The organism is Spongiactinospora sp. TRM90649 (assembly GCF_029382225.1).
Taxonomy (GTDB): Bacteria; Actinomycetota; Actinomycetes; order Streptosporangiales; family Streptosporangiaceae; genus Spongiactinospora.
In genome coordinates this window covers 210,780-237,012 of sequence record NZ_JARLTC010000012.1, presented here as the reverse complement: position 1 = coordinate 237,012, position 26,233 = coordinate 210,780, and the positions used below count along the sequence as shown (strand labels likewise).

The window sequence follows — 26,233 nt, the reverse complement described above, 5'->3', positions numbered from 1 at the left end:
GACTTACCATGCACAATCAACGAAATATTGTCAACAATCTGTTGAAGGGCGGCCGGTGATCATACCTCTCAGCGCTGCCGCCGCCGGGACCTGCGGAGGCAAGGCGGGCGCGCTCGGCGCGCTGCTCCGCGCGGGCCTGCCGGTCCCCGACGGCTTCGTGGTCCCGTTCGCCGCGACGGCGCGGATGGCGGGGGAGGGTCCCGTCGACGGCACCGTGATCGAGACGCTGGAACGCGCGCTCGGCGAACTCGGCGACCCGCACGTCGCGGTGCGGTCGTCGGCGGCGGACGAGGACGGCGGCACGGCCTCGGCCGCCGGTCAGTACGAGAGCTTCCTGGGCGTGCGCGGCGCGGGCGAGGTCGCCGGCGCGGTGCGCGCCTGCCGGGCCTCGATGTCCTCCCCGCGCGCCGAGGGCTACCGGGCGGCCCGCGCTCATGGAGGGCCGCCGCCCGGCGACCCCGCGATGGCCGTCATCGTGCAGCGCCACCTGGACGCCGAGGTGTCCGGGGTCATGTTCACCCCGGCCGCCCCGGGCGGCGCGACCGAGATCGAGGTGTCCTGGGGCCTCGGTCTCGGCGTCGTCGGCGGCACGGTCACCCCCGACGCCTATCGGGTCGGCGCGGACGGCTCGGTCACCGTCACCGTCGCGGACAAACGAACCCGCGCCGATCGGCACGGCACCCGCGTGGTCACCGGCGACGTGCCCGCCGACGCCCGGAACCGCCCGGCGCTCGACGACGCGACCGCCACGCGGCTCGCCGCGCTGGGCGGCGAGATCGCCGCCCTGTTCGGCGGACGGCAGGACGTCGAGTGGGCGATCGCCGACGGCCGGATCTGGATCCTCCAGGCGCGGCCGGTCACGGCCGCGCCGCCGCCGCGCCCGCCGTCCCATGACCCGGGCGTCTCCGCCGCCGTGCTCACCGGAACCCCGGGCAGCCGGGGGACCGCGACCGGCGCGGCCAGGATCGTCCGGGGGCCCCGCGACTTCGCCCGCGTCCGCGCGGGCGACATCCTCGTCTGCCCCTTCACCGACCCGGCCTGGACGCCGCTGCTCGGCCTCGCCGCGGGCGTCGTCACCGAGACCGGAGGGGTGCTCTCGCACGCCGCGATCGTCGCGCGCGAGTACGGGATACCCGCCGTCCTCGGGGTTCCGGCCGCGACGAACCGGCTCGGCGACGGCGCCGTCGTCATCGTGGACGGCGCCGCCGGAACGGTCACACCCACCGATGGAAAGGAGCCGGACGCACCGCCCGGACGGGCGGCGCGTCTCTGACCATGGCGACACGACACCTCTACCTGGTCCGCCACGGCGCGGCCGACGCGTTCGGGCGGCTCACCGACATCGGCGGCAGGCAGTCCGGCCTGCTGGGCGAACGACTCGCACGCGTGCCGATCGACGCCGTGTGGCACTCCCCGCTGCCCCGTGCCGGCGCGAGCGCGCGCGAACTGGCCCGGTACCTGCCGGACCCGCCCGTCGCCGAGGCCGCCGAACTCATCGACCACGTGCCCTACGTGCCGGAACCCGCCGCGACGCCGCCGTCCTGGATCGGCTTCTTCGACGGCTACGACGCCGCCGAGGCGGCCTCGGGCCGGCGCCTGGCCGACGCCCTGGTCGCCCGGTTCGCGAAGACCCCCGATGGATCCGGCGGGAGTCCCCAGGCCGACACGCACGAGGTTCTGGTGACGCACGCCTACCCGATCGCCTGGCTGGTTCGGCACGCGCTGGACGCGCCGCCGTCCCGATGGCTCGGCCTGAACCTCGCCAACGCCGCCCTGACGATCATCGAGTACCGCCCCGACCTGCCGCCCACTCTCGTGATGTTCAACGACATGGGCCATCTCCCTCCCGACCTGCGCTGGACCGGCTTCCCGAAGGTGGTCAGGCCCTAGCTCCCGGCCTGGTCGTGGCGCTTTCCGCTATCGGCCCGCGACCAGGCGGGGAAGCACACGCCGTGCGTGCCCGGATGCGGACAACGATATTGTCAGCCCGGCAACGGCGGAACACACTCGGTGAACAGCAGGCCCCCCGCTCCCCACTCCTGGAGCCAAGATGGACCGAGCCCGAACCGGAAGCCGCAGGCGTGTCGAGTCGACGTTCAGGCGAACGATCTCCGCCGCCGTCGCACTGCTCGCCGTGGTCTTCCTGGTGGCACCCCCCGCCACAGCCCTCGCCCTCCCGACCCCGAAGGATTACACCGCCTACCTCGACCTGGAGTGCTTCGCCACCGACCCCTACCAGCCACCCGCCACGACGCTCACGCTGCGGCACCTCAATCCGGTGCTCGCCAACCTGCCGGTCGAGACCGTCACCCTCGGCACGCGCGAGCAACTGTGCACCCCGGTCGCCAAGAACCGGGTCTATCCCCCGAACGGCGTGGCGGACTTCATCAAGTTCACCGACCTCGCCTGTTACAAGATCAGCGGGGCCACGGTGAACCGGGCCCTGGTGCTGAGCCAGCTCAACCCGCTGCTCGCCAACCTGCCGCGGCAGCAGGTGACGCTGACCAACGCGCAGCAACTGTGCGTGCCGGTGCTGAAGAACAACGTGGGACCGGTCACGAGGGAGGTGCTGGAGTTCATCTCGCACATCGACCTCAAGTGCTACGGGATCACGCCGAACAACCCGCTGAACCAGGGGCTCAACCTCACGCAGCTCAACCCGGTCATCGCCAGGGCGATCCAGCCGCGTGACGTGCGGGTCGTCAACGCCCGCCAGCTCTGCGTGCCCGTGCAGAAGCGGGGCGACGAGATCCCGCCGGAGATCCTCAGGGTCGTCCAGTGGATCGACCTGGAGAAGTACGACGTCGTCTCGGCGTCCGCCGTTCCTTCCGTGTCCCTGACGCTCCAGCACGTCAACCCGGTGCTGCGCGGGCTGCCCGTTGAACGGGCGACCCTGCTGGGCCGCAGCCAGCTCGCCCTGCCGGTGGCCAAGAACGGTTCGTTCCCGCCCGGCTGACCTGCGCTCCGGCCCCGCCGGTGAGCAGGGCCCCCGCCTGGGGATCCCGGGCGGGGGCCGTACCTCGTCAGGGCGGGGCCGTACTTGCATGAACAGCGCCGAGCCGAACCCGACCAGGGTGTGCGTGCGCAGCCCCGCGCTCTTCTGCCGGATCTCGCGCTCCAGCCCGATCGCGGCGGACAGCAGCAGGGCCAGGCCCAGCTCGCCCAGTTGGACCCACCCCCGGCCCTCGAAGGCTCCGGTGGCGACCACTGCTCCCATTCAGGTAAATCTCCACGGCTTTGCGGAGATCACACCCGATGTCAGCCCCGGAGCGGGCGCAGGGCGGTGCCCCAGGAGAGAAGCTGGTCGAGCAGCGTGTTCAGGCGGTCTTCCTGGCTGGGCGCGGGGCTGAAGCCGCCCGCGAAGTCGGTGCCGAGCGACAGCCCGACCTGGCCTGACACGGTGGCCACGCTGAGCAGGCCCAGGACGTGCCGCAGGTGCGAGATCGCCCGGGGCGCGCCGTCCACGCCGTAGCCGACGAAACCGGCCGCCTTGTTGGCCCACTCCGCGTGCAGGAAGTCGAGTGCGTTCTTGAGCGCCCCCGGGTAGGAGTTGTTGTACTCGGGGGTCACGAACACGAACGCGTCCAGCGGCGCGATCGTGGCCGACCATCGCTTGGTGTGCTCGTGCCGGTAATTGCCCATCGCGGGGTGCTGCGGCTCGTCCAGGTTGCCCAGGCCGTAGTCCGCCAGGTCCACCAACTTGTAGTCGGCGTCGCCGCGCTTGGCCGCCAGGTCGCGCACCCACTGCGCCACCACCTCGCCGTTGCGGCCGGGCCGGGTGCTGCCCAGGATGATGCCCACCTTCAGCATGTCAACGCTCCTTCAGTCGGTTACGGAACTACCGTAGGGAGCCCTACTGGGATACTGAATGCGCAAGTGTGCACTCTTTATACGCAACCGTCTCAGGCCATAGACTCGGCGCATGGATGTGCTGAGCGATGTGATCGCCTTCATGCGGTGCGGGCGGCCCACCTCCGCCAGGCTGTCCCTGCGCGCGCCCTGGGGCGTGTGGTTCCACCAGATCCCCGGGTCCGCGGGTTTCCACGTGGTGCTGCGCGGGTCCTGCTGGCTGCTCCGCCAGGACGGCGAGCCCATGCCGCTGAGCATGGGCGACGTGGTGTTCCTGCCGCACGGCGACTCCTTCGGCCTGGCCGACGATCCCGAACGGCCGCTCGCGCGCTCCGACTGCGAGGCGCACTCCGAGCTGTTCGCCTCGGCCGACTACGGCGGCACCGGGGTCGAGACGGTGGTCCTGTCCTGCGGCTACGCGCTCGACCGCGACCGGACCCACCCCATCCTGGGCGCGCTGCCCAGCGTGATCCACCTGCCCGCGACGCTCGGCGGCCATCAGGAGCTGCGCTCCGCCGTCGAGCTGCTCGGCACCGAGATAGACAACCCGCGCCTCGGCTCGGACACCGTCGTGACGTCGCTGCTCGACATGCTGCAGCTCTACGTCCTGCGGGCCTACTTCGACACCCAGGGCGAGCCGTGCGAGCTGTCCGGCTGGGCCGCCGCGCTGGCCGACCCCGTCATCGGCCGCGCCCTCGACGCCATCCACCGCGATCCGGCCCGCCGCTGGACGGTCGAGTCGCTGGGCGCCCACGCGGGCATCTCACGCGCCGGCTTCGCCCGCCGCTTCACCGGGCTGGTCGGGCAGCCACCGCTGGCCTACCTGACCTGGTGGCGGATGTCGACCGCGGCGCGCATGCTGCGCGAGTCCGACGCGTCGGTGGCGGAGGTGGCCGAGCGGGTGGGCTACGGGTCGGAGTTCGCCTTCGGCAACGCCTTCAAGCGGGAGCTCGGCGTGCCGCCCGGCCGCTACCGCCGTCAGGTCGAGGTGAGCTGACGAACGCTCAGCGGAGGCGCGGTGAGTAGGGCGGGAACGGCGACGGCGCGGTGCCGCCGCGCGGAGGGTGCCACGGCTCAGACGGGCGTGGCGATCTGGAAGGCCTGACGCAGGTCGGTCAGGTCGAGCATGCGGCCGAGGACGCCGTGGATGTGTGCGACGTCCATCGTGCGGCCGACTTCGGTGAGGCGGCGCTGGGCGACCAGCAGGCCGCGCAGCCCGGCGGCGTCACAGAACGTGACGCCGAGTGCGTCCAGGGTGATGTGACGGCCCGGCCCGGCCACGGCGGCGTCCACGGCGGATGACAGCCGGGAGACGCTGGCCAGGTCGAGCTCACCGTCGAGGTAAAGGACGCTGCGCGCGCTGTCGTGATGCCTGACGCGCACGGACAAGTGGTCGGTCATATACAGCCCGATCCACGGTGTGAAAGGAGTCGCCATAGGCGTGCAAGCCGCACACGGGGCGAGTCACCGCTGTCGGCCAGTCTACCCGCTCCCCGCAAATGTCACGTAGATCGGCGACTACGACGCCTTTACCACGCGGAACACCGGGATGTCCGCGGCGATCCGCTGGAACCTTCGAGGTGCCCGACGAGACCATGATGGCCCTGAGGCTGGACGGCACCCGGCCCGTTCCCAGCGGCACCATCGCCTACCCTCCGGGGTTCGGCGTCTGACGCGCCGCGCCGTCGCTCCAGATACGGAGGGAGTCCGGCACCGGGTAGGCCGTGTCGGCCGGTTCCGTGTCCCAGACGCGGGTGGTGGGCCGACCGGCGGTGAACGCCGGCCAGCCGGGGTCACCGGTCGCCGCGAACGACGTCCACGCGGTGCGGATCCGCCGGGACAACGCGGTGAACCCGGCGTGCGGCGGCGTGCCGAGGAAGCGGGCGGCGTAGCCGGTGCCGGGCAGGCCGAAGACGAACGGGAGGTCGATGCCGTGGGCCGCGCCGATCTGCCCCTTCCAGGCGAAGTCGTACAACCAGGTCCGTCCGCCGCTTCGGGCGTGCGCCAGGGCGGCGAACGTGGTGGGCATCCGGATCAGCGCGTCGGACATGAAGGTGCTGAACAGGTCGGCTTCGGTGTCCCCGGGGTACGCCTCGCGGTACGCCTGCGCGGCGCCGGGCGCGAGGCCGAAGTGACCGGCGACGGCCTCCAGGGGCGGGGTGGCGGCGGTGGGCGGGAATCCCCGGTATTCGTCGTGGGTGAAGCCGCAGAGCAGGTCGATGCCGCGGGCACGCCCGTCGGCGAGGGCGTGCTCGGGAGGCGCGGTGACCAGGTCGCCGTCGATGACGGGGCCGAACGCGCCGCCGGGACGCCCGCCGGTGAGGTGCGCGTCCGGCACCTCCAGGAGGGCCCGTGGGGGGATCGCCGCCAGGCCGTCCCGGGTGGGGGCCGCGCCCACGGCCGCCGCGAGGCGTTCGGTGACCTGTCCGGCGTCGTGCGCGGTCACGTGCCCGGCGGGAAGGCTCTGCGCGACGCACCGCCGGAACAGCCCGGTGGCCGCCGGCGCGGCGGCCAGCAGGACGGCGCAGGCCGCCCCTGCCGACTGGCCGAACACGGTGACGGCGTCGGGGTCGCCGCCGAACGCGGCGATGTCGTCCCGGACCCAGGCCAGCGCGGCGAGCTGGTCGAGCAGCCCCCGGTTGCCGGGCGCGCCGGGCAGGTGACCGAACCCCTCGAAGCCGGTGCGGTGGTTGAAGGTCACCACGACCACGCCGGATCCGGCCAGCACCGAGCCGTCGTAGTGCGGCATCGAGGACGCGCCGTGGCTCCACCGGCCGCCGTAGATCCACACCATCACGGGCAGGCGCGCGGCGCCGGGGGACGGCGTCCAGACGTTCACCGTCAGGCAGTCCGGCCCGTCGCCCGGCCGCCAGATCGCGGGGACTCCGGGCGCGGGCGGTAGTTGGGGCGGCGCGGCGCCGAAGGCGGTGGCCTCGCGCACGCCGTCCCAGGACGGCGCGGGCTCCGGTGCCATGAACCGCCGCTCGCCGTCGGGCGCGGCGGCGTACGGGATGCCCTTGAACGAGACGACGCCGTCGCGGGCGTACCCCGCGACCAGGCCGTTCCGGGTCTTGACCGTGTGGCGCATGTGCTTCCTCTGGGGCTTTCAGGGGGTATCGGGCCGGTTCGGGACACGCCAGGCGCCGGCGGGGCCCTCCCGGGCGAGCTTGGCGAGCAGTTCGTGCAGGTCCCGCTGTTCGGTGGCGGTCAGCGGGCCGAAGAACCGGGCCGAGGCCTCCTCGCTGAGCCGGTCGACCTCCTCGATCCGGTTCAGTCCGGCGGGCAGGATGTGCACCTCCAGCGCACGGCGGTCGGTGGCGTGCGGGCGGCGCTCCACCAGCCCCAGCTCCTCCAGCTCGTTGACCAGGGTGACCATTACGGGCTTGAACACCCGCAACCGGTCGCTCAGCCGCGCCTGGATCATCGGCCCGTGCTGGATCTGGGTGAGCACCCCGAGGTGCTGCGGCTTCAGTCCGACCTGGGCCACCACCTGCTCGTACGCCTCCCGGGCGTGGCCCGCGACCCAGTTCAGCAGGAAGCCGGTCCACTTGGACAGCGCTTCGGGAGGTCCGTCCGGAATTTCGTTAAAATCCATAACGTTAATGAAAATAACGTTCTTGTGGGACGCGAGTCAACGGGGGTGACCGAACCCCGCGAAGCAGGCGGCGAAGGTCGCGTCCAGGGCGGTCAGGGCCGAGGGGTAGGCGTGGTCCGCGGGACGGCCGTAGCCGATGATGACCCCCTGCCGGGAGACCGGCAGTTCGCCGCGTTCCGACAGGTAGCCGAGCGCGAGTCCATGGGCCCGCGCGGCGGCCCGGACGTCCGCCTCGGTGGGGCCGCCAGGAGGGAGCAGGGCGAGGGCGTGCAGACCGGCCGCGATGCCGGTCAGCTCCACAGGAAGGCCGATGAGCCGCCGGCGGAGCTGGTCCCGGCGGCGGAGGTACCGCTGGCGCGACGCGCGGATGTGGCGGTCGTAGCCGTGGCGGGTGATCAGGTCGGCCAGGGCGAGCTGGCCCAGATGCTCGGTGTGATGGTCGCTGTGCCGCCTGACCTCGGCGACCGGGGCGATCAGGCGGGACGGCAGGACCATCCAGCCGATCCGCAGCGCCGCGCCGAGCGTCTTGGACGTCGTGCCCAGATAGGCCACGTGGCCGGGGTCGGCGCCCTGCAGCGCGCCGACGGGCTTGCGGTCGTAGCGGAACTCGGCGTCGTAGTCGTTCTCGATGATCAGGCCGCCGGACGAGCGCGCCCAGTCCAGCAGCGCGCGCCGCCGGTCGGGGTGGAGGGTCCGGCCGGTCGGATACTGGTGGGCCGGGGTCACCTCCACCGCGTCCGCGCCCAGGCCGCCGAGCAGGTCGGTGCGGGCGCCGAGGTCGTCGACCGGCAGTGGGACCGCCTGCGCGCCGGTACGGCGGATCGCCTCGCGGTGCGTCGGGACCCCCGGATCCTCCAGCGCGAACGTTCCGCCGATGACCGTGGCCAGCAGCGTCAGTCCGTGCATGTACCCGTTGGTGATCATGATCGAGCCGGGCCCGGCGGACACGCCCCGGGCTCGCCCCAGGTACTTCGCCAGCGCGGCCCGCAGTTCCGGGCGGCCACACGGATCGCCGTAGCCGAAGGCGTCGGCCGGGGCCGACCCCAGGGCCCGCCGCGTCGATTCGAGCCACGCCGTCACGGGGAACGCCGACGCGTCCGCGCTCCCCGGGCGCAGGTCGTGCCGTGGCCGCTCGGCCGCCGCCGGCGTGGCCGAGGACGACGGGACGACCTGTGGCGGCAGCGCCACCACGGTGCCCGACCCCTGCCGCGCGGCCAGGTAGCCCTCGGCGATCAACTGGTCGTAGGCCGCCCGCACCGTCCCCCGCGCCAGGCCCAGATCGCCCGCCAGCCTGCGGGTCGCCGGCAGCCGGGTGCCGGTCGCCAGGCGTCCCGATCGCACCGCCTCCCGCAGCGCCCGTTCCAGGCCGGTTCGCAGCCCGTCGGTGACGTTCAGCTCCAGATGCAGGTCCAGTCCCGGATTGGGCCACTCATCTACCATGGATTTGGATCTTACCAACGGCCCAATCACCTCCTTAGGGTCGTCCGGGTGACCACGGTTCGACCTCCTCGGGCCGTCTCCCGTAAGACCGTCCGGCTGCTCGCGACGGTCTATGGGCTGACGATCGCGAACCTCTACTACTGCCAGCCCCTGCTGCCGGAGATGTCCCGGTCCCTGGGCCCGCACGCCGCCGACCATCTGGTCGCCGCCGGCCAGCTCGGCTACGCCGTCGCCCTGATCTTCGTCGTCCCCCTCGGCGACATCGTCCCCCGCCGGTCCCTCGTGGTGGTCCTGCTCTGTCTCGACGCCGCCGCGCTGGCCGTGACCGCCACCGCCCGGGGCACGGGCCCGCTCCTGGCGGCCGGAGCGGTCATCGGGCTCACCAGCGCCGCCGTCGTCAACACCCTGATTCCCTACGCCGCCGCCGTGGCCGCGCCCGGCGAGCGCGGGCGGGCCATGGGGACGATGCTCGCCGGCGGCCTCACCGGCATTCTGCTGTCCCGTACGGTCGCGGGGCTGGTCTCGCAGGGGATCGGCTGGAGGGCCCTGTTCACGGCCGCGGCGGTCGTCACCCTGCTCCTGGCCGTCGTCCTCACCCGCGTCATGACGCCCGCCCCGGCCGACCTGGCCCTCCCTTACCGGGCCCAGTTGCGGGCCGTCGTCCGGCTGGCCGCCACGCGGCGCGTTCTGCGGCGGCGCTCCTTCATCGGGGCCTGCTCGTTCGCCGCCTTCGCCGTGTTCTGGTCGACGGTCGCCTTCCGGCTCGCCGAACCTCCCTACGAGTACGGCCCCGCCCAGATCGGGCTGCTCGCCCTGGCCGGGGCCGCCGGAGCGGTCATCGCCCGCCCGCTCGGGCGCGTCGCGGACCATACTGCCGACTGGGCGGACTCCGACCGGCTCACCAGGACGGCACTGGCCGTCGGCGCCGCCTCCTTCGCGGCGCTGTGGGCCGGGGGACACCACATCGCCTGGCTCCTCGTCGGGCTGCTCGCCATGGACACCGCCGTGCACGCCGTCCACCTGCTGAACCTGAGCGTCGTCTACGGGATCGACGACGCCCGCGCCCGCCTCGCCTCGGTCTACATGACCATCTACACTCTCGGCGGCGTCGGCGGCGCGGCCACCGGAACGCTGGCCTACACGCTCGGCGGCTGGACCGCGACCTGCCTGCTCGGCGCCGCGTTCCTCGTGATCGCCCTCGTCTCGACGCTCACCCGAACGGAGAACCCATGACACCCCGGCTGGTCATCTTCGACAACGACGGCGTCCTCGTGGACAGCGAGCCCACCGCGCACCGCGTGCTGTCCGGGTACCTGACCGAACTGGGCTTCCCCTTCACCCTGGAGGATTCCTACCGGTACTTCCTGGGCAACGCCGGCCGTACCGTGCACACGGTCGTCGCCGAGCGGTACGGCGGCACGCTTCCCGCCGACTTCACCGCGCGCTGCCACGAGCGGGTGTTCGCCGCCTTCGAACAGGGGCTGGAGGCCGTGCAGGGCGCGTCCGACGTGCTGACCGACCTGCGGCGGCGGGGCATCCCCTATTGCGTGGCGTCCTCCTCCGACCACGCCTGGATCGACCTCACCCTCGATCGGACGGGCCTGCGCCCCCTGCTGCCGCCCGGCGTGGTCTTCAGCGCCGAGGACGTCGGCGGCGTCGGCAAACCCGCGCCCGACCTCTTCCTCCACGCCGCCGCCTCGTTCGGCGCCGACCCGGGTGACTGCCTGGTCGTCGAGGACAGTCCCAACGGCGTCCGCGCCGCGAACGCCGCGAAGATGCCCGTCATCGGCTATACCGCCCTCACCCCCGCCGACCGGCTCACCGGGGCCACCCGCCTCATCACCCGGCTGACCGGGATCCTCGACCACCTCGGCTAGGGGGTCCGGGGGGAGACGAGCCCCGACTCGTAGGCGACCACGACGAGCTGGGCCCGGTCGCGGGTGCTCAGCTTGGTCATGGCGCGGTTGACGTGGGTCTTGGCGGTCAGGGAGCTGATCACCATGTGCGCGGCGATCTCGTCGTTGGACAGGCCGCGGGCGACCAGCGTGACGGCCTCGCGCTCGCGGTTGGTCAGCCGTTCCAGCAGGCGGACCCCGTCCGGCCGGGGCGCGTGGGTGGTGACGAACCGGTCGATCAGCCTGCGGGTGATGGACGGCGCGAGCAGCGCGTCGCCCCGCGCCGCGACGCGCACGGCGTACAGGAAGTCGTCCGGCACGACGTCCTTGACCAGGAACCCGGCCGCGCCCGCGCGCAGCGCGTCCAGGACGTACTCGTCCAGGCCGTAGTTGGTCAGGATGACGACGTGCACCCCGCTCAGGGCAGGGTCGGCGGCGATACGGCGGGTGGCCTCGATGCCGTCGAGGCGCGGCATCCGGATGTCGATGATCGCCACGTCCGGCCGGTGCTCCCTGACCAGTGCCAGGCCCTCCTCGCCGTCGGCCGCCTCGCCCACCACCTCGATGTCGTCCTCCAGGTCGAGCAGCGCGCGAAAGCCGCTGCGCAGCAACGGCTGGTCGTCGACCAGCAGCACCCGGATCACGACGCGCGCTCTACGGGGAACTCGGCCCGGACGCTGAAGCCGCCCTCCAGCCGTGGCTCCGCCCGCAGTTCGCCGCCCAGCGCGAGGACCCGCTCGCGCATCCCGAGCAGCCCGACGCCGGGCACCGGCGCGGAGTCCGGCGTGGCCGTGCCGTCGTCCTCGACGCGGACGGCGAGCGCCCCCGGCCGGTAGTCGATCCGCACCGACGCCGTCGCGGCGGCGGCGTGCCGGGCGACGTTGGTGAGCGACTCCTGGACGATCCGGTAGACCGTGCGGTCGACCGCCGCGGGTACGTCCTGCCGCTGCCCGCCGATGGTCAGGCTCGCGTCCAGGCCGGTCGCGCGGGCCCGTTCCACCAGCGCGGGCACGTCGTCGAGCCCGCGCGGCGGCGCGGTGTCGTCGTCGCGCAGCGCCTCCAAGGTCGCGCGCAGGTCGCGGGTCGCCTCTCGCCCGGCCTCCTGGATGGCCAGCAGCGCGGGCGGCACCGGCTCGCCCTTCTTGCGCGCGGTGTGCACGGCGACCTCGGCCTGCACCTTGATGATCGAGATCTGGTGGGTAAGCGAGTCGTGCAGCTCCCGCGCGATGCGCAGCCGTTCCTCGTCCGCGCGGCGCCGCGCGGTCTCCTCGCGGGTGCGCTCGGCCTCCTCCGCCCGCCGTTCGGCCTGCCGCAGCGCCTCCCCGGCCGCGCCCGCCGCGACCAGCCAGGCCAGCTCCAGCACACCCCGGGCCTGCGCGAACGCCTCGCCCGTGTCGTGCAGGCCGGACATCAGGGCCGCGGCGGGCAGAGCCGCCAGCACGGCCACGCTCACCGCCACCGTGACGGCACGATGCCCCGCCCGCACCGCCGCGTACACCGCGAACAGGTACGCGACGGCGGGCACGTCGAACCCGGCCGCCTGGTACCCCACCGCACACAAGCCGGTGACCGCCAGGACCGGTACCGGCGCCCGGCGGCGCATGGTCAGCGCCAGCCCGCCGGCCGCCAGCAGCGCGTAGCCGAGCAGGTGAAGGGAGGTGAGCTCACGCTGCCCGGACAGCCCGGTGACCAGCAGCGCCGCCGCCACGCCTATGGCGATCACCCAGTCCAGGGCACCGGCACGGATCCGAAACCGTCCTGCGTCCATGCGCGCACCATAGCCGGGATGTGCGCCGGTGCGACTCCTGCCGCCGGATGACGGCCGGCTACCGCACGCGCGGTAGCCGTTGCGCGCCTACGGCGTCCGCGGTGCCCGAAATGCCTGCGTCCGCGCGACGACCGGCGGGCGCTCCGGCGGAAGGATCGGATGACACCTTGTCGTCCCCCGGTTACCAAACCCGGTTACCAAAGGAGCGCATCATGTCCGTAAATCACCTGCTCGCCGACGCGTCCGCGCCTGTCGGCGCCTACGCGCTCACCAGCGGGCGCCTGTGGGCCTCGCTGGCGGCGCTGGTGGCACTCGCCGGCGTCGCCGTCGGCGGGTGGGCCCTGGTCCGTTCCGCCCGTCGCGGGGGAGTCACGGCGGTGACGGCCGGTCTGCTCGGCATCGTCATCGGCGGCTGGGTGCTGGCCGTGGCCCAGGGCGGCCCCGGCACCGGCTACGGAACCGTGGGCGCCTGGGCCGCGCTGGTGCTGGGGGCGATCGCCGTCGTTCTCGGCGGGCTGGTCATGGCCCGCACGCGCCGGCCCGTGGGCTGACCGCCCGCTCAGGCGGGCTGGGCGTCGTACTCGGCGCGGTTGGCCAGGATCTCGTCCATGTTCGCCTCGGCCCACGCCTTTACGCCGCGCATCAGATGGTGCAGCGAGAGACCGAGGCCGGTCAGCTCGTAGGTGACGGTGACCGGCACCGTCGGGGTCACGGTGCGGGTGATCAGCCCGTCTCGCTCCAGGGAGCGCAGGGTCTGGGTGAGCATCTTCTGGCTGACCCCGGCCAGCCTGCGGGACAGCTCGGAGTAGCGCATCGAGCGGCCGGCGCGCTCGCCGTCCGGGGCCTCGCTGCCGAGCGCGGCCAGGATCAGCGTCACCCACTTGTCGGAGATCCGGTCGAGCAGGCGGCGGCTCGGGCACTCGGCCAGGAACGAGTCGTAGGCCGCCTTCGCCGCCGCCCGCCGCTGGGCCGCCGTCATCGTGGTCGGCATCGGCCGCTCCTTCCTGTCAGGTGGCCAACGCACTTCGAGGTGCGTACTTCCTAATGGAGAGTTGCCCGTCCATAGTGGAGCAGGTCGATGGCCGCACACAAGCCGTCAGCCCATTGAACGGAGTGACGATGAACTGGACAGCCGGTTTCCGCAGCGCGGTGATCAGCCCATACGAGCAGCTCAAGCTCGCCGAGCCGCGCGGCTTCGCCGGACAGACCGTGCGTCAGGTGCTCCACATGGCGGGGGGCGGAGAACGCCTGCGCGTACGTCTGACCAACCGTTACGGCCGCGCCCCCTTGACCATCGCCGCCGCGCGGGCCGCCACCGAGCACGGGCAGGCCGGTCTCACCTTCGGCGGCGCCGACAAGACGGTCATCCCGCCGGGGGAGGAGGCCGTCAGCGACCCGGTCGAGCTGTCCGTCGCGCCCGGCGCCGACCTGACCCTCAGCCTCTACCTCCCCGAGGAGACCGGCCTGGCCACCTACTCCCACATGCCCATGGAGACCGCGCACGTGGCCGCCGGTGACCACGTCGCGTCGCCCGAGCTGCCCGGCGCCGAGCCGGTGGACGCCAGGTTCTACGTCTCGGGCGTGGACGTGCCCGCCCCCGGCGGCACCGGGATCGCGGTGGCGTTCGGCGACTCCTGGTTCGAGGGGGTCGGCTCCACGGTCGGCGCGAACAACCGCTCCGTGGACTTCCTCAACCGGCGACTCGGCCGGGGATGGGTCGTCAACCAGGGCATCGCCGGAAACCGCCTGCTGCGCGACGAGATCGGCGAGCACGCGCTGGGCCGCTTCGATCGCGATGTGCTGTCGGTCCCCGGCGTGACCCACGTCCTGGTGCACTTCGGCATCAACGACCTGGGGCTTCCCGGCATGTCGGGCGAGCCTCCCGCGACGGCCGGCGACCTCGTCGAAGGCTTCAGGACCCTGGCCGGTCGCGCCCACGGGGCCGGGCTGAAGATCCTCGTCGCCACCATCGGTCCCTTCGCGGGGGCCATCTATCCGGGGGTCGGCACTCCCGAGGGCCTCGCCGTCCGGCGCGAGGTCAACGACTGGATCCGGGCCGCCGATGACTTCGACGCCGTCTTCGACGTGGCCGGGGCCGTCGAGGACCCTGAAGCGCCCGACCGCGTCCACCCCGGCCTCGACGCCGGCGACGGCATGCACCTCAACGACCGGGGCGCGCAGGCCATGGCCGACGCGGTGGACCTGAAGACCCTGGCCCTGTAGACGGCGCGCTCGGCGAAGCGCGCGTCCACCTTGGTGGCGATCAGCGCCGCACCGAGGGTGACCACGTCGGCGGCCTGCCCATCAGACTCTCCCTGGCATCCACATATCGTCATTTGAATAGCTGTTCATATTAGCAAGTTACTGAGATGCTCACCCGGTGTGTCAAGAGGGGTGCGTGAGGGCCGCCCTGTGCGGGGCATTGACCACTTACCGGACGGGCGGAGGAGTCGGGGATTCCGATGAGCGATCTCGATGAGCGGGCTTCAGGGGTGCTGGTGGTCGGCTTCGACCGGCACCCGGCCGCGTCGGCGGCGCTGACCACGGCCGCCGGGCTGGCCGTCCGGCTGCGCGCCGGGCTGCTGGTGCTGCACGTGATCGATCTGGAGGACCATCCGATCGACCCCGACGCCGCCGACTGGGAGACCGAGGCCGATACCGCCGTGGCGGCGGAACGTGAGCAGGCCGGCGCGATCCTGGCCGGGCACCCGCTGCCGTGGGCCTTTCACGTCGAACGCGGCGATCCGGCCCGGCACCTGATCGACACCGCGGCCCGGCACCACGCCACGATGATCGTCATCGGGACGGCCCGCACCGGCGTGGGCGCCCACCTGCTGACCGGCTCGGTGGCCAAACGCGTCCTCCGCCACACCGAGCGGCCCGTCCTGCTGGTCCCCGAACACCCCAGTAGGTGAGGCCGCGCCCGGCCCTCACGTGAAGTGGCCGCGCGCCACCATGTGGGTCGTGACCAGGACGGCCACGGCCTCGGCCGCCAGCAGCGCCACCAGCACCACGAGCTGCACCGCCCCGGCCTCGATCGGACTCGCCCCGCCGAGCAGCATCCCGACGAACGCGCCGGGCAGGGTGACCAGCCCCACCGTCCTGGTCTGGTCCAGCGCGGGCACCAGCGCCTGGTTCGCCGCCGGGCGGCAGATCTCCAGCGCCGCGTCAGACGGCGAGAAGCCCAGGGACAGCGCCGCCTCGACCTCGCCCCTGCGCTGGACGAGCTCGTCCATGGCCCGCCGTCCGGCCAGGGAGGTGGCGGTCATGCAGCCGCCCAGCAGGATGCCCGCGACGGGGATCACCACGATCGCGTCCATGGAGATCGTCCGCGTGACGGCCAGCAGGGCGAGCACCGGCACGGTGCCCGCCGCGACCGGCGCCGCCGCCCGCCAGGCCGTCCGCCCCGGCGTGATGCGCCGCCCGGCGGTGAAGGCCGCGACGCCGAACATGAGCAGGATGAACGCCGTCGCGGCGGCGAAGTACGCGACCACCACGGTGATCAGGGCCGCGACCGCGCCGAGCTGCACCACCGCCCGCAGGGACGCGGTCAGCACCGCCCGCTCGTGCCCGAGCCGCCCCAGCCACGCCACCAGCGCGCCCAGGGCCACCAGGAGCACCAGCACGACGGGCAGGGCGGGCGTCAGCGAGATGAATGAGGAGGAACGCACAGCCGGCAGTGTCTCTCAGCGCCTCCTGGTGGGTCTCCCAGTAGCGCCTGCCGGCCGCCGCCCGCCGTCCGGCGCTCAGTCGTCGGCCGTGCCCGCGAAGAGCACCGGCCGGACCTCGATGCCGAGGCCCTCGACGGACGCGTCCGGGATGAGCGCGGCCAGCTCCAGGGCCCGCTCCCGGCTGTCGCACTCCACCAGGTAGTAGCCGCCGAAGTGCTCCTTGGCCTCCAGGTACGGCCCGTCGGTCACCGCCGGGACGCCGCCACGGACCCTGACCACCGCACTCTGCGACGGGTCGCCCAGCGCGACGGTGCCGATCATCTCGCCGGACTTCTTGATGCCCTCCATGAACGGGCCGTGCCCGCTCATCACCGCGTTGCGCTCGTCCTCGCTGAGCGAGTCCCAGACCTGCGGGTTGTTATGCATGATCAGCATGAACTTCATGCTCGTGGTCTCCTTCGAGGTGGGCGGCGCCCCCATCGGCGCCGTTCGCCATGGAGTCGGAGCCGGTGCCGGATTATTGCGCCTCCCGCCGAAAGAATCTTCCGACCGCGCCGACCAGGGCATATATCGCACACCGTACGGTGAGAGAGTGACCGCGCACGCCCATCCGACGGCCACCGCCCTGGCCCCCTTCGTGACGACGCTGGCCGCGTACGATCTCGGACCCGGCTCGGGCGGGGAGCATCGCGGGCTGCCCTCCTCCACGGTATCGATCACCATTCCCGACGGCGACGGCCTGGAGATCGGATGGGTCGGACGGCCCGGCACACGCCGGCGGCTCCGATCGGTCGTCGCCGGACTGGGTGGCACTCGCCGGGCGACCTCGGCGGCTCGGCCGTCCTCGTGGAGGTCGAGACCGACGATCCGGACGCGGTCGCCAAGCGCATGGTCGCGCACGGCGCCGAGGTGGCCGTGCCATCGAGAACCGGCCCTACGGCAAGCGCTCCGGCCGTGTCCGCGACCCGTTCGGCCACCTGTGGATCACTACTGGGGAGCCGCGCTGACGTCCACGACCCAGACGACGCCGAAGCGGTCGCGCAGCATGCCGTACGCGGGGGCCCAGCCCGCCGGGCCCATCGGCACCACGACGGTCGCCCCTTTGGAGAGCTTCTCCCAGTGACGGGTCACCTCTTCCACGCTCTGGCCCCGCACCGAGACGAAGAACGAGTTCTCGCCCCGGTCGTAGTCAAGCCGCGCGGGCACGTCGTAGGCCATCACGTGGAAGCCGTCCCCGGCCAGCACCTGGCCCCACATGACCTGGTCGGCCTCGGACTCCTCCTGGACGCTCCCGGCGTCCTGGTAGGTGACGACGGCGAGGTCGCCGCCGAACACGGACTGGTAGAACTCCAGCGCCGCGCGCGCGTCGCCGCGGAAGTTCAGGTGGGTCGTGGTGGTGATGGACAAGATCTGCTCCCGATGTCGGTGCACTGCCTGACGAGGGACAACGGTCGCAGGGGTAGAGGCCAGGTTCTGTCCTGTTCCGCGGGCAGAATGAGAGACATGCCGAAGACCTCAGCGCGACTGCTGGCGCTGCTGTCGCTGTTGCAGGCGCGCCGGGACTGGCCGGGGCCGCTGCTGGCCGAGCGGCTCGACGTCAGCCCCCGCACGGTGCGCCGCGACGTCGACCGCCTGCGTGAGCTGGGTTATCCCATCGCCACGACCAAGGGCCCGGACGGGGGATACCGCCTCGACGCGGGCACGCGGCTGCCGCCGCTGCTGTTCGACGACGAGCAGGCGGTCGCGCTGGCCGTCGCGCTCCAGGCCGCCGCCGTCAGCGGCGCGGGGGTCGAGGAGGCCGCGGCGCGGGCGCTGCACACCGTCCGGCAGGTCATGCCCGCCCGGCTGCGCCGCCGGATCGACACCTTCGAGGTCACCGCGATCGGACGGCCCGCCGGACGGCCGGAGCCGAAGGCCGGCGGCGACGTGCTCATGACGATCGCCGCCGCCGTCCACGCCCGCGAGGTGCTGCGCTTCGACTACGGCGGCGCCGGGGCGGACGGCGGCGGCCCGCCACGTCAGGCGCAGCCGCACCACCTCGTCGCGCGGGCCGGGCGCTGGTACCTCATCGCCTGGGACCTCGACCGCCGCGACTGGCGCACCTTCCGCGCCGACCGGATCACCCCGCGCACCCCCAACGGGCCGCGCTTCACCCCGCGCGAACTGCCCGGCGGCGACGTGGCGGCCTTCGTGACCGGCCGCTTCCGCGGCACAGACGGCACAGGCGGCGGCTGGCCCTGCCGCGGGGAGGTCCTCCTCGACCTCCCCGCCGACGCCGTGTCCCGCTTCACCTCTGACGGGATCGTCGAGGAGATCGCCCCGGATCGCACCAGGCTCGTCCTCGGCTCATGGTCGTGGACCGCCCTGGCCGCCGCCATCGGCAGGTTCGACGCGCCCATCGAGGTCGTCGCCCCGGACGAACTCAGGGCCGCGTTCGCCCACCTGGCCCGCCGCTACGCCAAGGCGGCCGAAGGACCGGGCGAACGGGCGCGGGCCCCGTCAGGCCGCGAGGTCCGTCCGGCCGCCGATCGGTAGCCAGCGCAGGCTGCGGCGCACGTCGTCGGGCGCCGCCGCGAACTCCCGCTCGATCTCCGCCCGCGGCTGCCGGAAGTGCCGCCAGCCCTCGTAGTGGACGGGGACGACCGTGCGCGGTCTGAGCAGGCCGCACAGCTCGACGGCCTGCCGGGCCGTCATGGTGTACCGGACCGGCCCGGTGACCGGGAAGCGCACGCCGCCCAGGTGCAGCAGCGCGACGCTCACCCGCAGCCGTTCGGCGACCTCGCGCACCCCGTCGTACAGGACGGTGTCGCCGGACACCCACACCGTCCCGTCGCGCTGCCCGGTCCAGCGCAGCGCGAACCCGATAACGTCGCCGACGATCGGGCCGCTCAGCGGCGGCCCGTGCCGACACGGGGTGGCCGTGATCTCGATCGTGGGCCGCCCGGGGTGTTCGAGTCGGGTCCGGCCCCAGGGGATGAGTCCCTCGGCGGCGCCGCCGAGGCGGGCCGCGCCGGAGACCGTGGTGAGGACCGCGCCCGCCGAGGGCAGCAGCGCCCGCCCGGCGTCGTCCAGGTTGTCGCCGTGGTGGTCGTGGGTGAGCAGCACCGCGTCGATCCGCCCGATCGCGGCGGCGTCGATCGCCGGGCCGGTCAGCTTGCGCGAGGACGTGCCCCACCCGAACGCGTACCGGCGTCCGGGCGGGTCGAAGGTCGGGTCCGTCAGGATGCGCCAGCCGCCGGCTTCGATGAGCGTCGTCGGGCCGCCGATGTGGGTGACGCGGAGCCCGCTCACGGCTTGCCGGTCACCGCGTGGCGCAGCGCCCAGTCCAGGACGTGGTCGGCGATCTCCTGCCAGCCTTCCTGGGCGGGCAGCAGGTGCGCGAACCCGGCGTACTCCTTGACCTCGGTGATCGTGTTGGACTTGTAGTGCTTGGCGTTGGACCGCTGCACGGCGGGCGGCATGATGTGGTCCTCGGACCCGGCGACGAACAACAGCGGCGCTCGGGCGTCGTTGTGATAGTCCACCCAGACGTCCTGGTGGCCCGGCTGGAAGTTGGCCAGCACGCCGCCCCACACGATCGAGCCGCTGACCGGGATCGCGTACCTCTCGTACAGGGCGCGGGCGTCCTCGTCGCTGAAGGTGTTGGTGAAGGCGTACTTCCACTCCTCGAAGCTCATCTCGACCGCCCGGTGCCGGTTGGCGGGGTTCTTGAACACCGCGAAGGTCGATTTGACCTGCGACAGCGGCAGTACCCGCACGCCCTCGGTCGGCGCGGAGTTCAGTGCCACGCCGGCCGCGCCGTAGCCCTGGTCGAGCAGGATCTGGGTGAACGCGCCGCCCGCCGAGTGGCCGATGATGATCGGCGGGGTGGGCAGCTCGCCGATCACCGCCTTGAAGTGATCGATGATCTTGGGGACGGTCACCTCGGCGATGGGGGCCGGGTCGGCGTTGAGCGCCTCCACCTCCACCTCGAACCCCGGGTACGCCGGGGCGATCACCCGGAAGCCCTTGCTCTCGTAGTGGGTGATCCAGTGCTCCCAGCTCCGCGGGGTGACCCAGAAGCCGTGGACCAGGACGATGGTGTCGGGTGCGGTCATGACATTCTCCCTAGGATTCGAGGAACGAGAGCAGGTCGTCGGACAGGCGCTGTCTGTGGGTGTCGGTGATGCCGTGCGGGGCCCCGGCGTAGACCGTTAGCGTCGCGTTCTTGATCCGCGCGGCCGCCGCCTTGCCGCCCACCTCGAACGGGACGACCTGGTCGTCGTCGCCGTGCACGACCAGCGTGGGCACGTCGAAGGCGTCGAGGTCGCCGCGGAAGTCGGTGGCGGAGAACGCCGCGACGCACTCGTAGGCGTTGCGGTGCCCGGCCTGCAGGCCCTGCAGCCAGAACGCGTCCCGGATGCCCTGCGACGGCTCGGCCCCGGGGCGGTTGCCGCCGAAGAACGGGCCGTCGGCGAGGTCGCGGTAGAGCTGGGACCGGTCGGCGAGCGACCCCGCGCGAAGCGCGTCGAACACCTCGACCGGCACCCCGCCGGGGTTGTCGTCCGTCTTCAGCATGAACGGCGTGACGGCGGCGACGAGCGCGATCCGGGCGACGCGGGCGGTGCCGTGCCGTCCGATGTATCTGGCGACCTCGCCGCCGCCGGTCGAGAACCCGACGAGCGCCGCCTCGCGCAGGTCGAGGGTGTCCATCAGGACGGCCAGGTCGTCGGCGTAGGTGTCCATGTCGTTGCCGTGCCAGGTCTGGGTGGAGCGGCCGTGGCCGCGCCGGTCGTGCGCCACGACCCGGAAGCCGTGCCCGGCCAGGAAGAGCATCTGCGCCTCCCAGCTGTCGGCGTTGAGCGGCCAGCCGTGGCTGAGCACGACGGGCCGGCCCTCCCCCCAGTCCTTGTAGTGGATCTGCGCGCCATCGGCGGCGGTGACGTACGGCATGCGGCTCTCCGGTCTGCGGGATCTGACGGTCGGACGGTACGATCGTCCGCCGGGACGGGCTCCCTTCGAACCACGTGGAACGCGTAGTCCCTACGCACCCGCCGAGCCGCCGATCACCGGAGTCAGTTGCCTGCGGGAGGTGACCCCGAGCTTCCTGAAGACCTTCCGCAGGTGGTAGTCGACGGTGCTCGCGCTGATGAACAACTGGGCCGCGATCTCCCCGTTGGTGGCGCCCCCGGCGGCCAGCCTGGCGACGGCGAGCTCCTGCGGCGTCAGGTCGGGAGCGGTCCCGGCCGACCGGCGGCGGGCGGTCTCCCCGGTGGCCGCCAGCTCGTGGGCGGCGCGCGCGGCGAACCCGGCGGCCCCCATCCGCTCGAACATCTCCACGGCGGTGTTCAACTGGTCGCGGGCGTCCCTGCGGCGTTTGCACCGGCGCAGCCACTCCCCGTACAGCAGGTGCGCGCGGGCGAGGTCGGCGCGGACCCCGGCGGCGGACAGCAGGGTGATCGCCTGAAGGTAGAGCGGCTCGGCGTGGTCCGCCGGGGCGAGCAGGGCCTGCGAGCGGGCCAGCACGCCCAGCGCCCACCCGGTGCCGGTGGCCTTCGCCCGCGACGCGAGGGTGGCGAGCGTCGCGGTGGCGAGCACCCGGTCCCCGCAGCGGACGGCGGCCTCGACCAGGTCGGGCAGCAGCCGCGAGTGCACGCCGGTCGCGTCGGAGCCGATCACCCGCTGGGCCACCGCGCGGGCCTGGGCGTAGTCGCCCCGCCCGAGCGCCAGGACCACCATGCCGATCCGCGCTATGGACTCGACCGATCCCGAACCGAGCCAGCTCCCCGCCTCCATCGACCCGCGCAGGATCTCCGCCAGGTCGTCGCGCCCGGCGTGCCAGGCCAGCAGCTCGGGATGCCGGTAGATCGCCCACAGCTCGTCGGTGCCGCCGATCGCCGAACGGACCTCGTGGCACTGGGCCAGCAGGTCGTCGGCCGCCGCCAGCTCGCCCAGGTAGGTCTCGACCATCGCCGCGCAGTACAGCGCGATGTCGAGCTGCCACAGCGCGCCGGTCCGGCGGGCGACGCCGGCCGCCCGCCGGATCACCGCGCGGTGCGCCGCGCCGTCCCAGAGCAGCAGGCTCAGCGACGCCGCGGTCAGGTACCTGCGCAGGACCAGGTCCTCGGGCGTGCCGGGGTCGAGCAGCGCCTCGACGGCCCGCCTGATGTGCGGGACGGCCCGCTCGTGACCGTCGCGGACGGCGTGCGCGAACGCGCGCAGCAGCAGGTCGGGCGGGTCCGACGTGCCGGTGCGGGCCAGCAGGTCCTCGGCCGCTCCGGCGATCTCCAGCGGCGTGGTGCCGCTGAGCAGGTGCTCGGCCCGGATGGTGTGCTCGATCGCCTCCAGCAGCGCCTCCCGAGCCAGGTCCGGCGCGTGCGCGCCGAAGGCCAGCGCGGCGCTCAGGCACAGCGACGCCCCCTGTCCGAACGCTCCCGGGCCGCCCAGCACCACGAGGGCGCCGGCGCGCACGATCAGCGCCCGGCCCCGGCCGATGTCGTCCGCCGGGTCACCGGCCATGCCGTCCAGCAGCGCCTGGGCCTGCAACGGGGCCCCGGCCGTCAGCGCCGCCTCGGCGGCGGCCAGCGTCCGGTCGGTACGGTCGGCGCCCTCGGGGGTCAGCTCGGCGGCCCGCGTCAGGAACGCGACCCGTGCCGCGTATCCGCCGCGCCCGCCCGCCCGTTCGGCGGCGCGCGTCAGCTCGACGGCCACCTCCTCGTCGGAGCCGACGCACGCCGCCGCCCCGTGCCAGGCCCGCAGGTCCGCGTCCGCCGGGCGGGTCGTCGCCGTGGCGAGCGCGCGGTGCGCCGCTCGACGCCGCGCCGACGTCGCACCGCCGTAGACGGCCGAGCGCACCAGCGGGTGGCGGAACTCCACCGCGCCGCGCACCGTCACCAGCCGCGCGGCCTCCGCCTCGTCGGCGGCGTCGGGGCCGACCCCCAGGACGGCCGCCGCCTTCGTGATGTACCCGACATCGCCGCCCGGCTCGGCCGAGGCCAGCAGCAGCCACGTCCGGGTCGGTTCGGGCAGGCCGCGCACCCGCCGCAGGTAGTGCTCCTCCAGCCGGCCGCCCACGGGCAGCGGATCGGGCAGCGACAGGCCGCCGGTGAGCTGGTCGGCCGACAGCTCCCTGGCCAGGTCGGTCAGCGCCAGCGGGTTGCCGCCCGTCGCCGCCACCACGCGCGCCGCGACGCGGGCGTCCAGCCCGCCCTGGTCCGGCGCGCCGGACGCCACCGCCGAGCGCAGCAGCTCCAGGGCGTACGGCTCCTCCAGTCCGCCGATGTGGGCGACCGGCAGCCCGGCCAGGCCGTCGAACCCGCCGCGGGCGGCGAACAGCAGGCCGACCGCCTCGGCGTGCAGCCGCCGGCCGATGAAGGCCAGCACCTCAAGGGAGTCCTCGTCGAGCCACTGCGCGTCGTCCACGCAGCACAGCACCGGGCCGTCCGCGGCGGCCTCGGCCAGCAGCGTCAGCGCCGCCAGCCCGACGAGGAACCGGTCGGCGGGCGGCCCGTCCGCAAGGCCGAACGCCACCAGCAGCGCCTGGTGCCGCGCGGCGGGCAGCCCGCGCGGCGCCCGCAGGAACGGGATCAGCAGCCGGTGCAGGCCCGCGAACGGAAGCCCGGTCTCCGCCTCTACCCCGGCCACCCGCACCACCCGCAGCCCGGTGGCGACGCCGCAGGTGTACCCGAGCAGCGCGGTCTTGCCGATGCCCGCGTCCCCGCGCAGCACGAGCACCTGGCTCATGCCCTCGCGTAACGCCGCGACGAGGTGGTCGAGCGTCTCGCGTTCCTTGACCCGTCCGATCACAACCATGGCCACGCCTCTTCACGAACGCGCCCCGGCCGGCGTCACCCCGGCCGTCGGAGATCACACCGACGGGCGCGGACCGGCCGGGCGGCGGCGGTGACCGCGTGACGCGGGGCTGGCTACGCGGCCACGTTAGAAGGCGGTGATCGTCTGCGGTGCGGCCGTGCGTGCACCGCCTGCGGCCCAGCGTGCACCCTCGGCTCGGACGGCCCGCGCGCGCCGTCCGGCCGGCCGGTGACCACCGGACGGCGCTGGCCTACGCTGGAGCAGATGGGATTCATCCTCGACACCGCGGACATCCCGGCAGGCGACCGGGTGGAGGCGGTCCACGCCGCGATGATGAACGCCTCGGCGCCCTGCCAGGTGATCCACGAGCACCCGGAACGCGGCATCCGCACGCGGATCGAGGTGTGGGAGCTCGGCAGGGCCAACGTCTTCACCGCCCGCTCCTCGGGGATCCGGCTGCTGCGCACCGCCCGGCAGGCCAGGCAGGACGCGGCCCCCGTCATCGCGCTGTCCGTCCAGCGGCGCGGCGACGGACGCCACCAGCAACTGGAGCGGCGGCAGACGGTGGCGCCGGGGGAGCTGATCGCGGTCGATCTGTCCTCGGCGTACGACTACTCCTGGTCGGGCGAGGGCGCCGCGGCCTGCGTCCAGATCCCCATCGAGGAACTGGGCCTGCCCGTCGACGTGATCCGCAGGGCGCTCGGCCGCCTGCCCACCAGCCCGCTCTACCCGATGGTCACCGGCCACATCGCCCACCTGGCGCGCGACGCCGAGCGGATCTCCGCCGACCCGGCCGCGCCGGGGGTCGGCGCGGCCGGGATCGAGCTGGCCAGGGCCCTGCTGGCCTCGGCCACGCACGACCCGCGCTATTCCCGCCCGGTGCTGGCCGAGACGTTGCCGACCCGGATCAGGGCCTATGTGCGCCGCCACCTCAACGACCCCGGGCTGAGCCCGGAGACCATCGCGGCGGCCCACCACATCTCGCTGCGGTACCTGTACAAGGTCTGCGCCGACGCCGGGCTCGGCCTGGAACAGTGGATCATCGGTGAACGGCTCAAGGGCGCCCGCGAGGAGCTCGCCTCTACGGACGCCCGGGGGCGGACGATCGCGATGATCGCCCGCCGCTGGGGGTTCCGCGACCCGACCCACTTCACCCGCAGGTTCCGCGCGGCCTACGGGGTCACGCCCGGCGAGTGGCGTCGCCTGACCCCCTGAGGCGTCAGAAGTCGGCGTCGAAGCTGACCGAGCCGGTCACGCCCACCTGGTAGGCGGAGACCCTGCGTTCGAAGAAGTTGGACAGCTCCTGGACGTCCTGCAGCTCCATGAAGGCGAACGGGTTCTTCGAACCGTACAGCGGCGGGAGGTCGAGCTGCGCCAGCCGCCGATCGGCGACGTGCTCCAGGTAGGCGCGCATGTCCGCGATGGACATGCCCGGCACGCCCTGGTCCAGCAGGTCCTCGGCGAACCGGACCTCGCAGTCCACGGCCTCGGCGAGCATCCGCCGTACCTGGCCGGCCATCTCGTCGTCGAACAGGCCGGGCTCCTCCTGGCGCACCACGGCGACCACGTCGAACGCGAACGCCATGTGCATGGACTCGTCGCGGAAGACCCAGTTCGTGCCCGAGGCCAGGCCGTTGAGCAGGCCCCGGGAGCGCAGGAAGTAGACGTAGGCGAAGGCGCCGTAGAAGAACAGGCCCTCGATGCAGGCGGCGAAGCAGATCAGGTTGAGCAGGAACGCCCGGCGGTCCTCGCGGGTCGCAAGCCGCCGCAGGTCGCCGATGGAGTCGATCCAGCGGAAGCAGAACTCGGCCTTGCGCCGGATGGAGGGGATGTTCTCCACGGCGGCGAAGGCCGCCGCGCGCTCCCGCTCGTCGGGCACGTAGGTGTCGAGCAGGTTCAGGTAGAACTGGACGTGCACGGCCTCCTCGAAGAGCTGCCTGGACAGGTACAGCCGGGCCTCGGGGGCGTTGACGTGCTCGTAGAGGTTGAGCACCAGGTTGTTGGCCACGATGGTGTCGCCGGTGGCGAAGAACGCGACCAGCCGTCCGACCAGGTGGCGCTCGGCGGCCGACAGTTTGGACAGGTCCTTCAGGTCGGCGTGCAGGTCCACCTCCTCCACGGTCCAGGTGTTCTTGATCGCGTCCCGGAAGCGGTCGAAGAACAGGGGGTAGCGCATCGGGCGCAGGGTCAGGCTCATGCCCGGGTCGAGCAGCATCGGGTTCTC

General features: G+C 73.2%; 27 protein-coding genes and 2 pseudogenes. 12 read left to right on the top strand and 17 right to left on the bottom strand.

Annotation, left to right across the window (positions count from 1 at the left end; all coding sequences use genetic code 11):
* Positions 1-55: 55 nt before the first annotated feature.
* The 3 genes from P3X83_RS17445 (at position 56) to P3X83_RS17435 (ending at position 2,956) form a co-directional block, all read left to right on the top strand.
* The gene (locus P3X83_RS17445) at positions 56-1,273 is read left to right on the top strand and encodes a PEP/pyruvate-binding domain-containing protein (RefSeq protein WP_277306147.1); all 1,218 of its coding nucleotides are present in this window, start codon (positions 56-58) and stop codon (positions 1,271-1,273) included.
* Between the two features lie 2 nt (positions 1,274-1,275).
* Complete coding sequence (locus P3X83_RS17440) at positions 1,276-1,890, top strand: histidine phosphatase family protein (RefSeq protein WP_277306146.1); 615 nt, start codon at positions 1,276-1,278, stop codon at positions 1,888-1,890.
* A 160-nt stretch (positions 1,891-2,050) separates the two neighbouring features.
* The gene (locus P3X83_RS17435; protein ID WP_277306145.1) at positions 2,051-2,956 is read left to right on the top strand and encodes a hypothetical protein; all 906 of its coding nucleotides are present in this window, start codon (positions 2,051-2,053) and stop codon (positions 2,954-2,956) included.
* A gap of 81 nt (positions 2,957-3,037) precedes the next feature.
* On the opposite strand, the pseudogene P3X83_RS17430 reads toward P3X83_RS17435, so the two are convergent.
* A pseudogene (locus P3X83_RS17430) lies at positions 3,038-3,217 on the bottom strand (MgtC/SapB family protein); the annotation flags it as partial.
* A gap of 41 nt (positions 3,218-3,258) precedes the next feature.
* Positions 3,259-3,810, bottom strand: a complete 552-nt coding sequence (locus P3X83_RS17425) for an NAD(P)H-dependent oxidoreductase (protein WP_277306144.1) — start codon at positions 3,808-3,810, stop codon at positions 3,259-3,261.
* 112 nt (positions 3,811-3,922) lie between these two features.
* Here P3X83_RS17425 and P3X83_RS17420 point away from each other — a divergent pair, with 112 nt between their 5' ends.
* The gene (locus P3X83_RS17420) at positions 3,923-4,846 is read left to right on the top strand and encodes an AraC family transcriptional regulator (protein ID WP_277306143.1); all 924 of its coding nucleotides are present in this window, start codon (positions 3,923-3,925) and stop codon (positions 4,844-4,846) included.
* A 77-nt stretch (positions 4,847-4,923) separates the two neighbouring features.
* Here the strand turns inward: P3X83_RS17420 and P3X83_RS17415 are convergent, their stop codons facing one another.
* The gene (locus tag P3X83_RS17415) at positions 4,924-5,250 is read right to left on the bottom strand and encodes an STAS domain-containing protein (RefSeq protein WP_277306142.1); all 327 of its coding nucleotides are present in this window, start codon (positions 5,248-5,250) and stop codon (positions 4,924-4,926) included.
* A gap of 173 nt (positions 5,251-5,423) precedes the next feature.
* Between P3X83_RS17415 and P3X83_RS17410 the strand changes: the two are divergent.
* Positions 5,424-5,522, top strand: a pseudogene (locus P3X83_RS17410) (GNAT family N-acetyltransferase); the annotation flags it as partial.
* Here the strand turns inward: P3X83_RS17410 and P3X83_RS17405 are convergent.
* The 3 genes from P3X83_RS17405 to P3X83_RS17395 are packed head-to-tail and all read right to left on the bottom strand — an operon-like array spanning position 5,498 to position 8,884.
* Entirely contained in the window at positions 5,498-6,937 is a 1,440-nt protein-coding gene (locus P3X83_RS17405) for a carboxylesterase family protein (RefSeq protein ID WP_277306141.1), read from the bottom strand. The pseudogene P3X83_RS17410 and the gene P3X83_RS17405 overlap by 25 nt on opposite strands.
* Positions 6,938-6,955: 18 nt before the next feature.
* A complete protein-coding gene (locus tag P3X83_RS17400) occupies positions 6,956-7,444 on the bottom strand; it encodes a MarR family winged helix-turn-helix transcriptional regulator (protein ID WP_277306140.1) in 489 nt (162 codons plus the stop codon).
* Between the two features lie 36 nt (positions 7,445-7,480).
* Positions 7,481-8,884 carry a PLP-dependent aminotransferase family protein gene (locus P3X83_RS17395; protein ID WP_277306139.1) on the bottom strand — a complete coding sequence of 468 codons (1,404 nt, stop codon included), beginning with the start codon at positions 8,882-8,884 and terminating at the stop codon, positions 7,481-7,483.
* A gap of 48 nt (positions 8,885-8,932) precedes the next feature.
* On the opposite strand from P3X83_RS17395, the gene P3X83_RS17390 reads away from it, so the two are divergent.
* Together P3X83_RS17390 and P3X83_RS17385 are read left to right on the top strand one after the other, a co-directional pair.
* Positions 8,933-10,117 (top strand): MFS transporter, encoded by a 1,185-nt coding sequence (locus P3X83_RS17390; protein WP_277306138.1) that lies wholly within the window; start codon positions 8,933-8,935, stop codon positions 10,115-10,117.
* The gene (locus P3X83_RS17385) at positions 10,114-10,761 is read left to right on the top strand and encodes an HAD family phosphatase (protein ID WP_277306137.1); all 648 of its coding nucleotides are present in this window, start codon (positions 10,114-10,116) and stop codon (positions 10,759-10,761) included. Before P3X83_RS17390 ends, P3X83_RS17385 begins: the two co-directional genes overlap by 4 nt.
* Here P3X83_RS17385 and P3X83_RS17380 read toward each other — a convergent pair.
* Both P3X83_RS17380 and P3X83_RS17375 read right to left on the bottom strand, forming a co-directional pair.
* Entirely contained in the window at positions 10,758-11,423 is a 666-nt protein-coding gene (locus P3X83_RS17380; RefSeq protein WP_277306136.1) for a response regulator transcription factor, read from the bottom strand. The genes P3X83_RS17385 and P3X83_RS17380 overlap by 4 nt on opposite strands.
* On the bottom strand, positions 11,420-12,547 hold the full coding sequence (locus tag P3X83_RS17375; protein WP_277306135.1) for a histidine kinase: 1,128 nt from the start codon (positions 12,545-12,547) through the stop codon (positions 11,420-11,422). The genes P3X83_RS17380 and P3X83_RS17375 overlap by 4 nt, the downstream gene beginning before the upstream one ends.
* Positions 12,548-12,759: 212 nt before the next feature.
* On the opposite strand from P3X83_RS17375, the gene P3X83_RS17370 reads away from it, so the two are divergent.
* Complete coding sequence (locus P3X83_RS17370) at positions 12,760-13,098, top strand: DUF6223 family protein (RefSeq protein WP_277306134.1); 339 nt, start codon at positions 12,760-12,762, stop codon at positions 13,096-13,098.
* A gap of 8 nt (positions 13,099-13,106) precedes the next feature.
* Here the strand turns inward: P3X83_RS17370 and P3X83_RS17365 are convergent, their stop codons facing one another.
* On the bottom strand, positions 13,107-13,538 hold the full coding sequence (locus tag P3X83_RS17365; RefSeq protein ID WP_277306133.1) for a helix-turn-helix domain-containing protein: 432 nt from the start codon (positions 13,536-13,538) through the stop codon (positions 13,107-13,109).
* Between the two features lie 128 nt (positions 13,539-13,666).
* Between P3X83_RS17365 and P3X83_RS17360 the strand changes: the two genes are divergently transcribed.
* Together P3X83_RS17360 and P3X83_RS17355 are read left to right on the top strand one after the other, a co-directional pair.
* Entirely contained in the window at positions 13,667-14,770 is a 1,104-nt protein-coding gene (locus P3X83_RS17360; RefSeq protein ID WP_277306132.1) for a GDSL-type esterase/lipase family protein, read from the top strand.
* Between the two features lie 239 nt (positions 14,771-15,009).
* Entirely contained in the window at positions 15,010-15,462 is a 453-nt protein-coding gene (locus P3X83_RS17355) for a universal stress protein (RefSeq protein ID WP_277306131.1), read from the top strand.
* A gap of 15 nt (positions 15,463-15,477) precedes the next feature.
* Here the strand turns inward: P3X83_RS17355 and P3X83_RS17350 are convergent, their stop codons facing one another.
* From P3X83_RS17350 to P3X83_RS17340, 3 genes are all read right to left on the bottom strand, one after another.
* Positions 15,478-16,218, bottom strand: coding sequence for an ABC transporter permease (locus tag P3X83_RS17350; protein ID WP_277306130.1), 741 nt, complete (start codon positions 16,216-16,218; stop codon positions 15,478-15,480).
* A 75-nt stretch (positions 16,219-16,293) separates the two neighbouring features.
* Positions 16,294-16,662, bottom strand: coding sequence for a YciI family protein (locus P3X83_RS17345; RefSeq protein ID WP_277306129.1), 369 nt, complete (start codon positions 16,660-16,662; stop codon positions 16,294-16,296).
* A gap of 543 nt (positions 16,663-17,205) precedes the next feature.
* Positions 17,206-17,625, bottom strand: coding sequence for a VOC family protein (locus tag P3X83_RS17340; RefSeq protein ID WP_277306128.1), 420 nt, complete (start codon positions 17,623-17,625; stop codon positions 17,206-17,208).
* Positions 17,626-17,721: 96 nt separating this feature from the next.
* On the opposite strand from P3X83_RS17340, the gene P3X83_RS17335 reads away from it, so the two are divergent.
* The gene (locus P3X83_RS17335; RefSeq protein ID WP_277306127.1) at positions 17,722-18,753 is read left to right on the top strand and encodes a WYL domain-containing protein; all 1,032 of its coding nucleotides are present in this window, start codon (positions 17,722-17,724) and stop codon (positions 18,751-18,753) included.
* Here the strand turns inward: P3X83_RS17335 and P3X83_RS17330 are convergent.
* The 4 genes from P3X83_RS17330 to P3X83_RS17315 form a co-directional block, all read right to left on the bottom strand.
* Positions 18,718-19,509, bottom strand: coding sequence for an MBL fold metallo-hydrolase (locus P3X83_RS17330; protein WP_277306126.1), 792 nt, complete (start codon positions 19,507-19,509; stop codon positions 18,718-18,720). The genes P3X83_RS17335 and P3X83_RS17330 overlap by 36 nt on opposite strands.
* The gene (locus P3X83_RS17325; RefSeq protein WP_277306125.1) at positions 19,506-20,315 is read right to left on the bottom strand and encodes an alpha/beta hydrolase; all 810 of its coding nucleotides are present in this window, start codon (positions 20,313-20,315) and stop codon (positions 19,506-19,508) included. Before P3X83_RS17325 ends, P3X83_RS17330 begins: the two co-directional genes overlap by 4 nt.
* 10 nt (positions 20,316-20,325) lie before the next feature.
* Positions 20,326-21,150 (bottom strand): alpha/beta hydrolase, encoded by an 825-nt coding sequence (locus P3X83_RS17320; protein ID WP_277306124.1) that lies wholly within the window; start codon positions 21,148-21,150, stop codon positions 20,326-20,328.
* A 90-nt stretch (positions 21,151-21,240) separates the two neighbouring features.
* Positions 21,241-24,009 carry a LuxR family transcriptional regulator gene (locus tag P3X83_RS17315; RefSeq protein WP_277306123.1) on the bottom strand — a complete coding sequence of 923 codons (2,769 nt, stop codon included), beginning with the start codon at positions 24,007-24,009 and terminating at the stop codon, positions 21,241-21,243.
* A 264-nt stretch (positions 24,010-24,273) separates the two neighbouring features.
* Here P3X83_RS17315 and P3X83_RS17310 point away from each other — a divergent pair, with 264 nt between their 5' ends.
* A complete protein-coding gene (locus P3X83_RS17310) occupies positions 24,274-25,224 on the top strand; it encodes a helix-turn-helix domain-containing protein (protein ID WP_277306122.1) in 951 nt (316 codons plus the stop codon).
* Positions 25,225-25,228: 4 nt separating this feature from the next.
* Here the strand turns inward: P3X83_RS17310 and P3X83_RS17305 are convergent, their stop codons facing one another.
* Positions 25,229-26,224: a ribonucleotide-diphosphate reductase subunit beta gene (locus P3X83_RS17305; protein ID WP_277306121.1), complete on the bottom strand. Its 996-nt coding sequence runs from the start codon at positions 26,222-26,224 to the stop codon at positions 25,229-25,231.
* Positions 26,225-26,233: the final 9 nt, after the last annotated feature.